This is a genomic window from Lysobacter sp. GCM10012299 (assembly GCF_042649405.1).
GTDB lineage: Bacteria > Pseudomonadota > Gammaproteobacteria > Xanthomonadales > Xanthomonadaceae > Lysobacter_J.
Genome location: NZ_JBHRZC010000003.1, coordinates 22,520 through 35,758, shown reverse-complemented (window position 1 = coordinate 35,758; position 13,239 = coordinate 22,520). Strand labels below are relative to the sequence as shown.

The following is a 13,239-nucleotide window of genomic DNA, read 5'->3' as shown; positions in this document are numbered from 1 at the left end:
GCCAGTTCAATTTGATCGGGTTCAATTTGATCCGGTTCGATTTGATTCAGCTGCTCACGGCACTGTCATGGACGCATGCCTAGGTTGATCGTCTGCTTCTGGTGGACGATCACAATGGCAACTCGCAAGGGAAAATCGAATACGACCAGCACCGGCGGAGCGCCGAACCTCGCTTCCGGTCCGGTCGCGGACCAGGCGCGCGAAGTGGAAGAGACCGCTTCGCTGATGCCGTTCAACGAGAACAAGGCAGCCGAGTTCACCCAGGAGGGCGCGCATAGTCCGCCCGAGGGCACCGTGGTCACCCCGCCTTCCGAACTGGCCGGCGCCAGCACAGTGTCGGAGGGACAGCGCAACGCTAAAGCCGGTGCGCCCCCGGCTGCAGGCGCCAATCCCACGGTAGGACCATTGGATCGGGTGCGCGTGGATGCCAGCGGCCAGCGCCTGACGACCAACCAGGGTGTACCTGTCGCCGACAACCAGAACTCGCTCAAGGCCGGCGTACGCGGCCCCGCGCTGCTGAAGGATTTCATCCTTCGCGAGAAGATCACCCACTTCGACCACGAGCGCATTCCGGAACGGATCGTGCACGCGCGTGGCTCGGCGGCGCACGGTTTCTTCGAATGCTACGAGCCGATCCCCGACGTGACCCGCGCCTCGCTGTTCCAGGAGGCAGGCAAGCGGACGCCCGTGTTCGTGCGGTTCTCCACGGTGGCCGGTGAACGCGGATCGAAGGACACTGCGCGCGATGTGCGCGGGTTTGCCGTGAAGTTCTATACCGACGAAGGCAACTGGGACCTGGTGGGCAACAACATCCCGGTGTTCTTCATCCAGGACGCGATGAAGTTCCCGGACCTGGTGCACGCGGTCAAGCCGGAGCCCCACCACGGCATGCCGCAGGCGGCGTCGGCCCACGACACATTCTGGGACTTCGTTTCGCTGATGCCAGAATCCACGCACATGCTGCTGTGGGTGATGTCGGACCGCGCGATTCCACGCAGCTTCCGCACGATGCAGGGCTTCGGCGTCCACACCTTCCGGTTCGTCAACGACCAGGGCGAATCGACCTTCGTCAAGTTCCATTGGAACCCGAAGCAGGGAACGCATTCGCAAGTGTGGGACGAAGCGGTCAAGGTTTCGGGCGCCGATCCGGACTTCCATCGACGCGACCTTTGGGAAGCGATCGAGACAGGCGACTTCCCGGAATGGGAACTCGGCGTGCAGCTGTTCTCCGAGGAGCTGGCCGACAGTTTCTCCTTCGATGTGCTCGACCCAACCAAGATAATTCCCGAAGAGCTGGTGCCGGTGACGCCGATCGGACGCATGGTCCTGGATCGCAACCCCGACAACTTCTTCGCCGAGACCGAGCAGGTGGCCTTCTGCACCGCGCACGTGGTGCCGGGCATCGACTTCAGCAACGATCCGCTGCTCGCGGGACGGATCCATTCATACGTCGACACCCAGCTCAAGCGCCTGGGCGGACCGAACTTCCACGAGATTCCGATCAATGCTCCGATCAGTCCCGTGCACAACAACCAGCGCGATGGCATGCATCGCCAGGCCATCCACCGGGGCAGGGTTGCTTACGAGCCCAACTCACTGGCCGGCGGCTGCCCCTACCAGGCCGGCGCGGAAGGTTTCGTGCCGTTCCCCGAACCCATCGATGGCGATGAAGTTCGCGGCAAGCCGGAGAAGTTCGCCGAGCATTTCAACCAGGCAACCTTGTTCTTCAACAGCCAGACGGCGGCAGAGCAGGCGCATATCGCGGCCGCGTTCCGGTTCGAGCTGTCGAAGGTGACCGTGCCCGCTGTCAGGCGACGCGTCCTGTCGATGTTGCGCAACGTTTCCGAGGACCTCGCGAGGCAAGTCGCCGATGGGCTTGGCATGCCGTTGCCCGACGCGATGCCACGCGCCATCGAGCCGCCGACGCCTGAAATCGATCGGTCGCCGACCTTGTCGTTGACCGCGCGGCCCGGCTCGACCGGCATTCGCAGCCGCAAGGTCGCAATTCTCATTGCACCCGGCGTCGATGCCGGGCAGGTGGAGCAGTTCCGAGGTCCGTTGATGAAGGCGGGAGCGGTCGTACGCCTGGTCGGGCCGCGGATCGGGCCGCTGGATGCAATGAAGGGCCAGGTGCTCGAGGCGGAGTCGTCGCTGGAGAACGAACCGGCGCCATTGTTTGATGCCGTGGTCATTCCCGGCGGCGCCGCGCACGTGGAGACCTTGAAGCGCGACGGGCGCGCCGCGGAGTTCCTCAAGGACCAGTATCGCCATTGCAAACCCATCGCGGTGCTCGGCGAAGCGGTTGCGTTGGCCGAAGACGCCGGCGTGTTGCGCGACGACACCGATACCGGTTTGTTCATCGAGGACGAAGCGGATCAGGGTGTCGTAACCGGGTTTATCGAGGCCCTGGCTGCTCACCGCCACTTCGTGCGGGAGAAAGATCCGCCGCTCGTGTAGTTGTTTCACCAATTCGCAGGGGTGCCAGGGACGGCTCCATTCGGGATGCATGCAAATGAAGGCGCTGACATATCACGGCAAGCACGACGTCCGGGTGGAGACGGTTCCAGACCCGGTGCTGGTGGAGAACGACGACATCATCCTGCGTGTCACCGCCACCGCCATCTGTGGCTCCGACCTGCATCTGTACCGCGGCAAGGTCCCCGGACTCGAAGACGGCGACATCCTCGGCCACGAGTTCATGGGCATCGTCGAGGATGCGGGGCAGGGCGTCAGCAAGCTGCGTCGGGGCGATCGCGTGGTCGTCCCCTTCACGATTTCGTGCGGGGATTGCTTCTTCTGCAGCCGCAAGTTGTATTCGGCCTGCGAGACCACCAACCCGGGCCGCGGCGCGATCATCAACAAGAAGGACGTGCGATCCGGCGCCGGCATGTTCGGCTACACCCATCTGTACGGCGGCTACGCCGGCGGGCAGGCGGAGCTGGTGCGCGTACCCAAGGCCAACGTGGGGCCATTGAAACTGCCCGAAGGTTTGAGCGACGAGCAGGTGCTGTTCCTTTCGGACATCCTGCCCACTGGCTACCAGGCCGTGCTCAACGCCGAAGTGGGACCCGGATCATCCCTCGCCATTCTCGGCGGTGGGCCTGTCGGGATGATGGCGGCCGCCAGTGCGCGATTGCTTGGCGTCGAGCGCATCTTCATGGTCGACCGGCACGCTTACCGGCTCGCGTTTGCCGCAGCCACCTATGGGGTTGAACCCATCAACCTGGAGGAAGAGGACGACCCCGCAGCCTATATCGTCGGCGCAATGGACAATCGTGGCGTCGACGCAACCATCGAGGCGGTTGGCTTCGAGGCCAAGGGTAGTACCGTCGATACGGCCCTCACCACGTTGAAACTGGAGGGCAGCAGCGGCAGTGCACTGCGCATGGCCATCGGCGCGACGCGGCGTGGCGGTGTCGTCAGCGTGCCTGGCGTGTACGCAGGCTTCATCCATGGCTTCCTGTTCGGAGACGCATTCGACAAGGGCCTGGCGTTCCGCATGGGACAAACGCATGTGCAACACCATATGCCGGTGTTGCTCGAGCATATCCAGAAGGGCGAGCTGGAACCGCATGCGATCATCAGTCATCGCATGGCGCTGGCCGATGCTGCGCAGGGCTACAAGATCTTCGACGAGAAAAAGGAAGAGTGTCGAAAGGTCGTGTTGACGCCCTGAAGCCCTAGGTACGCTGACGCGTCGGCAACCATTGATGTTGTCGATACGCCCGTAGCTGGCGTTGCCGCGAACGGGCGCGACGCGCAAGGACGCGGGCAAAAGGCAGAACCGCGGCAATCAGAAACAGGAAATAAACCACCAGCACGCTCCCCGGATACTCCGGAGCGCAAGGATCCGGTCCCGGTCGTGAGCAGCATGTGACTGGTTCAGACTTACACACCCTGTGCACCCGGCCACTGCAATGGTGGGTCTCCTACAAATGGTTGACTCGACATGGCACGTGACATTCTCAAGACCCTCAAGACCGAACACGATGAACTGCGTGGACTGTTCGCCGAACTGAAAGAGACCACCGACCGCGGCGTCAAGAAGCGCGAGGGCCTGCTGGAGAAGATCGAGGAAGCCCTGATTCCGCACGCCAAGTGGGAAGAGAAGGTGTTCTATCCGGCGTTCAAGGAGCGGGCAGACCGCGAAGGCCTGCAGACGCTTGCCGAGGCGATTTCGGAGCACCACGCCGTCGAGAACTCGGTGATGCCGGAAGTGCACGCCGCCGATGCGGGCACCCCGGAGTTCGCGGGTCGGACCAAGGTCTTTGGCGAGTTCGTGGACCACCATGCCAAGGAAGAAGAAAAGACCATGTTCAAGATGGCGCGGGAGATGTTCTCCGCCGCCGAACTTGCGCAGTTCGATGAGCAGTACGAAGACTGGAAGCAGTCCGACGCCGCCAGCGCCCTGGTGGCGATGGAGAAGACCAAGGCCGGCGTCAAGGGTGTCGTGAAGTCTGTGATGCAGTGAGGCCGGGCGGGCCCGGGCCTACGGGCCCGCAGCCCTCGGCCAATGCGCTTCGACGCGGTGGAGACTGCCGTCGTCGACCAGGGGGAATTCGAACCCTGCCTGTTCAACGCCATCCAGCGTCAGCGTCGCCGCCCCTGAATCGCGCTGGATCACCTCGATAAGGTAGAGGCTGGTGCCATGGCGGTACTGCAGCTGGTACTCCGGCCAGTCGGCCGGCAGGCACGGGCGCAGGGTCATCACGTCGCCGGTGCGCTGCAGGCCGAGCAGTGATTCGGTCAGCAGCCGGTACATCCAGCCCGCCGAACCCGTGTACCAGGTCCAGCCACCGCGGCCCACATGCGGCGGCACCGCGTACACGTCGGCGGCCAGCACGTAAGGTTCGACCTTGTAACGGGCCGCCTCCTCGGCGTCGCGGGCGTGGTGGATGGGGTTGATCATGCTCGCAAGCTCCCACGCGCGCGTCGTGTCGCCCTGGTGGGCGAACGCCATCGCGGCCCACACCGCGGCGTGCGTGTACTGCCCGCCGTTCTCGCGTACGCCCGGCACGTAACCGCGGATGTAACCCGGATCCTTCGCGGTCTTGTCGAACGGCGGATCCAGCAGCTGGATCAGGCCCGCGTCACGCCGCACCAGATGGCGGTCCAGCGAGGCGAGGGCCTGGCGCGCGCGTTCGGGATCGGCCGCGCCGGACAGCACCGACCAGCTTTGCGAGATCGAGTCGATCCGGCATTCGTCGCTTTCCGTGGAGCCCAGCGGCGTGCCGTCGTCGAACCAGGCGCGGCGGTACCACTGGCCGTCCCAGGCGTGGGTTTCCAGGTTCACGCGCAGTTGCTGCGCCTGCTCGCGGCACCAGTTCGCGAAGGTCTCGTCGCCGCGCCCGCTGGCGACCTCGGCGAAGCGCTGCAGGCCATCAAACAGGAAGAACCCCAGCCACACGCTTTCGCCGCGTCCGGCCTCGCCGACACGGTTCATGCCGTCGTTCCAGTCGCCGGTTCCGATCAGTGGCAGGCCGCGTTCGCCCAGCAGGCTGCAACCGCGCCGCAGCGCCAGCACGCAATGCTCGTAGAACGACTGCTGCAGGTACGACACCACCGGCATGTCGTAATAGGACTCCTCGTCGGGGTTCACCGGACGGCCGTCGATGAAGCGCACGTTCTCGTCCAACACACTGGCGTCCCCGGTAACCTCCAGGTAGCGGCAGGCGGCCAGCGGCAGCCACAGGTAGTCATCCGAGCAGCGCGTGCGCACGCCGCGCCCCTGCGGCGGATGCCACCAGTGCAGCACATCGCCCTGCGGGAACTGGTGCGCGGCGCACAGCAGCAGGTGTTCGCGCGTCAGCGCAGGGTCGGCGTGCACGGTCGCCATGGTGTCCTGCAGCTGGTCACGGAAACCGAATGCGCCGCCAGACTGGTAATAGCCGCTGCGCGCGACATAGCGGCAGGCCAGCGTCTGGTACAGCAGCCAGCCATTGGCCAGTGCGTCGACGCTGGCGTCGGGCGTCTTCACCTGCACGGTCGACAGCAGTCGACGCCAGTGGATGCGCAGGGCATCGAGCGCATCGTGCGCGCGCTGCACGCCCCGCACCTTGGCGGCGACCTGCAACGCTTCACCATGGTCCTTGCCGATGCCCAGCCGGAACACGGTCTCGCGCTCTTCGCCTTCGGCCAGTGCCAGCGGCACCTGGATGGCGGCGCACGGATCCAGGCCCACGCCCAGCCGACCCGAAAGCCGCTCGCGTCGCAGTGCAGCCGGGTCAGCGAGGTTGCCGTTGCGGCCGAGGAACTCGGTGCGATCGGCGGTGTAGCTGCAGCCATTGGCGTCGGTGTCGAAGAACGCGACGCGGCCGCCGAACTCGGTGTTGTACGGGTTGCGCGCCGTCAGCAGGCCGCTGCCGGCATGCAGTTCGCTGACCACGTGCATCTGCGACTTCGAACGCAGGTCGCCCAGCACCCATTCCACGTAGCCGAATGCCGCCAGCCTGCGCGCGCGGCCGGACAGGTTGCGAAGCTTCAGCACCGAGAACTTCACCGCCTCCTCCGTGTCCACGTACACCCACAGCTCGCTGGCGATGCCGTCCTCGACGTGCTCGTAGACGCTGTATCCGAAGCCATGGCGGGTGCGGTAAGCGCCGCGCCCGCGCCGCGGCAACGGCATGGGCGACCAGACGTGGCCGGTTTCCTCATCGCGCAGGTAGAACGCTTCGCCGCCACTGTCGGACACCGGATCGTTGTGCCACGGCGTCAGCCGGAACTCGTGCGCATTCTCGAACCAGGTGTAGCCCGGCGAGCTTTCGCTGACGACGGTGCCGAGCTTGTCGTTGGCCATCACGTTCGACCACGGCGCCGGCGTGGGCGCGCCTTCGCGGGAGACGATCACGTACTCGCGGCCGTCGACGGAGAAGGCACCGGTGCCGTTGTCGAAGATCAGCTCGCTTGCGACCGCGTCGAAAGGCCAGGCGTCGTCCACCTCGCGGGCGGTTGCGGGCGGCGGCAGTCCGGTCGGCGGTTCCAGCCCGGGCAGCTGGGGCTGCATTTCCGGCGGGCCATCCGGGAGCAGGGCGGGGATGATCCGCTCGGGCGGCACGTGGCGGCCGATCTGCGCGGCAAGCGTTCCCTTCTGGTCGCTGATGATCACCCGCGCCACCGACTGCAGCAGGATGCGGTCCTCCTGCGACATCTGGGCCGCGGGACGCACGAAGATGCCGCCGGGGCGATCGAGCACGTTGGCTTCCGGATCGGCCGAGACCATGCCCAGGATCTGGTCCTGCAGCTGCTGCCGGTAGCCGGCCTGGCTCTCGTTCCAGATCACCAGGTCCGCGCGCAGGCCCTTCAAGCGCCAGTAGGCATGGGCCTGCACCATCTGCCGGACCAGCTCGATGTTGTCGGAGTCGGCGATCTGCAGCAGGACGATGGGCAGGTCGCCGGAGATGGCATGCCCCCACAGGCCGGATTGGCCGCGCTGGTTCTGCAGCAGCACGTCTGCATCGGCGCGCAGCAGCGGGTGGGCGTAGACGATCAGTCCGGCGAGGCGCTCGTACAGCTGCGCGTCGGCCTGCGACGCGTTGATCTGGCGCCTGACCACCTGGCTGTGGGTCCAGGCCAGGTCGAACACGCGATCGGCGAGGCGTCGGTCGCGGTACTTGTCGACCAGTTGCTCGCAGGCGCCACGGTCGACACCCACGCCGTAGACCATGTCGATCATCGCGGTCTGTTCCGGCGCCAGTTCGATCCGGCAGCGAATCGCCACGATCGGATCCAGCACCGAGCCGTCGGTGTCCGAAAGTGCTTCGTCGTCCGCGAGCGCACGGGGGTTACGGGGGGTGTTGCCACGACCGAGGAAGCGCGCGCGGTCGGTTTCGTAGGAGATCGCACTGATGTCGGCGTCATGCACGGCGACCAGGTGGAACATCCACGGCGGCACTTCGTCGTGGGCGCGCGCCCGCCGCGTGCACAACAGCGCCTGCTTCTGGCGGACGATTTCCGACTGCACGAACAGGTTGCTGAAGGCCGGATGCAGCTCGTCGGAGATCGCCGGCGCCAGCACGACTTCGGCATAGGTGGTGATCTCGATCGTGCGCGTGCGCCGGCTGCGGTTGGTCAGGCGCAGGCGGCGCAGTTCGATGTCGTCCTCGGCCGAAATGGCGATTTCCAGATGGCTTTCGTAGCCGCGCTTGCGGCCTCGGAACTCGGCTTTCGCATCGGAGAAGATGGCCTCGTACTGCTCGACCGCAACGGCGGTCGGCTGCATCGCGGTGGACCAGAACTCGCCGCTTTCGACATCGCGCAGGTAGCAGAAATTGCCCCAGTGATCGCGGGTGCCGTCTTCGCGCCAACGGGTGACCGCCATGTCGCGGTGCCGGCTGTAGCCGCCGCCCGCACTGGTGAGCATGCCGTGGTAGCGGCCGTTGGACAGCAGTTGCACCGCCGGGCGCGCGGTACTGGCATTGCGGAAGACGCGCAGCTGGGTTTCCGTCTCGCCGGCTGTCGCGCGCGCGGCGCCGACCGTTTCGGCCTCGTGCGGGTGGAACACGCCGGTATGCGGGATGCGCTCCTGCAGCAGCAACAGCGTGGCCTGGAACTCGGCATCGGCGACGAAGCGCTGTTGCATCGGCTGGTCGCGCAACAGGTAATCCAGCGACAGCAGGCCCATGCCCTGGTGGTGGGCCATGAACGACCGCACCACCACGTACTGCTGACCATGCGGCACGCGTGACGGGGTGAAGTCGATCGCCTCGTACAGGCCGAAGTGGCCGCCGAACCCCTGCGCCGCCAACCGCTGCAGGTTCTGGCACGCCGCCTCGGGCGCGACCATCAGCGCCATCATGCTGGCGTAGGGCGCGATCACCAGGTCCTGACCCAGGCCGCGCTTGAGCCCAAGGCCAGGCACGCCGAACGCACGGTACTGGTAGTTCATGCGTGCATCGACGGTGTTGTAGCCGGACTCCGACACGCCCCACGGCACGCCGCGCTGCTCGCCGTGGGTGATCTGCGCATCGACGGCATGGCGCGAGGTCTGGTCGATCAGGGTGTCGCGGTAGCTCGGCATCACCAGCTGCGGCATGAGGTACTCGAACATCGAGCCGCTCCACGACAGCAGCGTGGCATCGCCATTGACCTCGGTCAGCAGCCGACCGAGGGCGAACCAGGTTTCCTGCGGCAGCTGGCCCTGGGCGATCGCCACGAAGCTGCACAGCCGCGCCTCCGACGCCAGCAGGTCGTAGTAGCCGGCATCGAGCCTGTGCTCGTCGAGGTTGTAGCCGATGGACAGCAGGTGCCTGGAGCGGTCGTAGAGGAACTCGTACTCCATCAGCGAGAACTGGCCGGCGACGTGCGCGAGGCGCTCGAGTTGATGAACGCGTTCGCGTGCGCGCGCCTGCCCCGGTGCACCGGCAGGGCGAGCCTGCAGCTGCCGAAGCGTGGGGATGGCCTGCGCTTCCGCGGCACTGGCGGAGGTTTCCTGCGCTGCCAGTTCGGGGAAGAAGAATCGCAGTTCCGCCTGAGCGGACAGGCAGGCTTCGGCCAGCAGGCCGGGCCAGTCCGGTGCGTGCACGTCCTCGCCAAGGGCCGGCCAAGCGCTCGCGATGCCGGCCGCTTGCGCCGTCAATTGCGTCAGCAACCGGTCGGCGTCAGCGACCGTCGGCACATGTGCGCGTGCCGCATCCAGCGTCGTGCGGAAGCTCGCCAGCGCCTTCGCCAGTGCATCGTCGCGACCAAGCGTCTCGGCGGTTTCCTCGAGCACGCCCAGTGTGTCGGCCATGCCGTCGAACGTGCAGGGTGCCAGCACGGGGGCATCCAGCAATGCCAGCAGTCCCTGCCGCAACGTCAGCAGGTGGCCGGCCAGGTTGCCGCTGTCGACCGTGGAGATGTAACGCGGTGGCAGCGGTTGCAGGGTCTCGGTGTCGTACCAGTTGTAGAAGTGCCCGCGGTGGCGCGGCAACGTGTCCAGCGTGGCGAACACCAGCCGCGTGCGTTCCATCACGCCGCCGGTTTGCAGGTATCCCAGGTCGTAGGCCGACAGGTTGCCCAGCAGCGACAAACCGATGTTGGTCGGGGATGTCCGTCTCGCCACGACGAGGGCAGGGTGTTCCTGCACGTTGTCCGGCGGCAGCCAGTGATCCTCGGCGCGGACGTAGGTTTCGAAGAATGCCCAGGTACGGCGCGCCAGCCGCCCCAGGAAGGCACGCTGCGAGCTGGAAAGTTCTGCGTCGCGTAGTGCCGGCGGATGGCCCAGCCAGGCCATGACGACAGGCGACAGGAACCACATCGCCAGCACGGGCGCCGCCACCCACAGCGACATCGGCTGCAGCCAGGCGACCAGCCCGGCTGCGGCGGTGGCGAACAAAGGCGCGATGGCCATGCCGCGCAACTCGGCACCCATGCCGCTGCCGAGGTTGCGCTCCACTTCGCTGGACGGGTTCCATTGCAGCAGGTTCCTGCGGCTGATGAGCAGCCGCCACAGCGTGCGCGAGATCGCGCCCAGGTTCAGGAAGGCTTCGTGGGGCAGGCAGGCCAGGTTGACCGCGGCGCGCTGCAACTGGCGCAGCGTGGACGTGCCGATCCGCAGCAGGTGCGCTTCCAGCGGCATGTCGACCGGGACGACGAAGACGTCGCGCAGCGCCGGCACCAGTACCGGCAGCAGCCACAGGCACAGCAACCACGCCGTCCATTCCAGCGGATGGGACGAATACAGCCAGCCGATCAGAAACAGCGCCGTGGCCGCCACCGGCACCAGGCTGCGGCGCAGGTTGTCGAGCAGCTTGCCGCGCGACAGCCACGACAGCGGATTGCGTTCATAGCCACCACGCGCGCGCGGCACCCAAGGCAGCAACCACGGCAGCAGCTGCCAGTCGCCGCGAATCCAGCGGTAGCGCCGCTTCACGTCGGCGGCGTAGCGCGACGGGTAGTCCTCGTACAGGCGCACGTCGCTGACCAGCCCGGCGCGGGCGTAGCAACCTTCGAGCAGGTCGTGGCTGAGGATGCGGTTGTCGGGGAAGCGGTCAGCCAATGCGGCTTCGAACGCATCCACGTCGTAGATGCCCTTGCCGACGAACGAGCCTTCGCCGAACAGGTCCTGGTACACGTCCGAGACCGTGCGCGTGTACGGGTCGATGCCCGGTTCGCTGCCGAACATGCGCGCATACCGCGTGCTGCGGCGCCCGCTCAGGCTGGTGCCGACGCTTGGCTGGAGGATGCCGTAGCCGTGAACGACGCGGCGCTTGCGCGGATCGAAGCGTGCGCGGTTCAGCGGATGCGACAGCGTGCCGACGAACTCGCGCGCGGCATCGCGCGGCAGGCGGGTGTCGGTGTCCAGAGTGATGACGTAGCGCACATTGCCCAGGACATCGGTTTCCCCGGCCACCCGCAGGAACTCCTCCCGGCCGGAACCGCGCAGCAGCCGGTTCAGTGCCGCCAGCTTGCCGCGCTTGCGCTCGTAGCCCATCCAGCGGCCTTCGCGCGGATTCCACTGGCGCGGACGGTGGAAGAGGAAAAAGCGGTCGCCGCTTTCCGGCGCGTAACGATGATTGAGCAGTTCGATCTGCTGCGCTGCCCGCTCCAGCAGGTCCTCATCGGCCGGCAGCGTCTGCTGGTCCGCATCCAGGAAGTCGGTCAGCAACGCAAAATGGAGATGTCGATCGCGATTGGCCAGGAAGCGCACTTCCAGCCCTTCCACCAGGCTGTCCACGCCATCGGCGCTGCCCAGCATGCTGGGCACCACCACGAGCGTGCGTGATTCGGCCGGGATGCCCTTGGAGAAATCCATGCGCGGCAGCAGTCGCGGCGTCACCAGCACGGTGGCGGCCCAGTTGACCAGGGCGATGCCCATCTCGCTGAAGGCGACCACGGCGAGCACGACCAGCAGCGAGGTCGGCACACCGTGTCGCGCGATGCCGTCCGCTTCGGACAGCAATCCCCAGGCGAACAACGCGGCGATCGTGGCGATCGGCAACAGGTAGACCGGTAGCGGTGTGCGACGCGGCGGCAGGCGCACGGGCCGGCGCGCGCGGGCGGACTCGCCCACCGCGGTCCGCGTCTGCGCCACGCCATCGTCGATCAGGTAGTAGCCGACGTGCGCCTTGCTGTCGGTGGCGGGGGTGGCATGCGCTTCCGCCTGCGCCAGCTGCAGCACGATGTCGGCGACTTCCTGCTCGGCGACGCCGCTGAGCCGGGCGACCTTCTCCACCACGTGGCGGTAGCTGTCGCGCGTGTTGAAGTCCATCAGCGAGTAGGTGCCGGCCGGGTCCTCGCGCAGGCTGCGTTCGACCACGCTCATGTTCTCGACGAACTCGCGCCAGTCCATGTTGGCCAGGAAGCGAAGGCTGCCGATGCTGTTGCTGATCGACACCTGGTCGGCGGCCTGCTGCTGGCTTTCCAGGTGCACCAGTTCCTCGATGCTGTGGCCGCTGTCGGCGGCCCACTGGTCCAGCCAGGTCATCGGCATCGAGAACACCGCACCGCGACCCTGCAATCCGCGCGTCAACTCCGAGACGAACGCGCCCGTCAGCGGCGGCTCCGAGCGGGCCATGTCGGCCAGCACGAGCACCACGTTCTTGGGGTTTTCGGCCGCGGTGGTATTGAGCTGATCGGCCCATTCACTGGCCAGCCGATGGTCCAGCCCGTCGCGCATCACCCGTACCGCCATGCGCCTGAGGTTGTCGATCAGCGCCAGCCTCAGCATGATCGGGATCGCCCACAGTTCGCCCAGCTTCAGCGGCGTGATCGACTGGTAGGCGGCGACGAAGCGGCTGAGGGTTTCGCCATCGATGCGGCCATCGCCGTGTGCGATGGCTTCCAAGGACAGGTCGTACACGCGCGGCAGGCCGGCCGAGTAGCCGTTGCTCAGCGACGGCAGTTCACGGCTGTAGCCCTTCGGCAGATGCCGCCTGGCCGTGTGGATCTGTTCCTCCACCAGGTAGTAGTTGTCGAGCAGCCACTCACCGGCGGGGGTGATGCGCATGTTGACCTGCACCATCTGCGTGAGCATGGCGCAGGCGTCATCGAGCAGGCCCTCGTTCTCCTCGAGCCGGTCGAGCAGGCGCTCGGGCCCGGGGCGCGAACGTATGCGGTGGCTACCGGCCAGGGCGCGGCCGTGCAGTTCCATCTGCTCGGCGTTGAACAGCTGTGAGCGCAGCGGTTCTTCGGCTTGCAGCGTCCGCTTGGTCGCGGCGCGGCGCCAGCGCCACAAACGTCGGCGCAGGCGAAGCCAGCGGCTGAACATCCTCCAGATCTGTGGCATCGGTAAACCTGTGGGCCAAGGGACGGCCAAGGCGT

At 66.5% G+C, this 13,239-nt stretch carries 4 protein-coding genes; 3 read left to right on the top strand and 1 reads right to left on the bottom strand.

What is annotated here, in order from left to right; all coding sequences use genetic code 11:
* The first annotated feature begins 114 nt into the window (after positions 1–114).
* The 3 genes from ACFOPO_RS08260 to ACFOPO_RS08250 all read left to right on the top strand — a co-directional run bounded on the left by ACFOPO_RS08260 (position 115) and on the right by ACFOPO_RS08250 (position 4,471).
* Positions 115–2,457, top strand: coding sequence for a catalase (locus tag ACFOPO_RS08260; protein ID WP_386702719.1), 2,343 nt, complete (start codon positions 115–117; stop codon positions 2,455–2,457).
* A gap of 55 nt (positions 2,458–2,512) precedes the next feature.
* On the top strand, positions 2,513–3,676 hold the full coding sequence (locus tag ACFOPO_RS08255) for a zinc-dependent alcohol dehydrogenase (protein ID WP_386702718.1): 1,164 nt from the start codon (positions 2,513–2,515) through the stop codon (positions 3,674–3,676).
* 273 nt (positions 3,677–3,949) lie between these two features.
* Positions 3,950–4,471 (top strand): hemerythrin domain-containing protein, encoded by a 522-nt coding sequence (locus tag ACFOPO_RS08250; RefSeq protein WP_386702717.1) that lies wholly within the window; start codon positions 3,950–3,952, stop codon positions 4,469–4,471.
* 18 nt (positions 4,472–4,489) lie between these two features.
* On the opposite strand, the gene ACFOPO_RS08245 is transcribed toward ACFOPO_RS08250, so the two are convergent.
* Positions 4,490–13,204 carry a GH36-type glycosyl hydrolase domain-containing protein gene (locus ACFOPO_RS08245; RefSeq protein ID WP_386702716.1) on the bottom strand — a complete coding sequence of 2,905 codons (8,715 nt, stop codon included), beginning with the start codon at positions 13,202–13,204 and terminating at the stop codon, positions 4,490–4,492.
* Between the last annotated feature and the right edge of the window lie 35 nt (positions 13,205–13,239).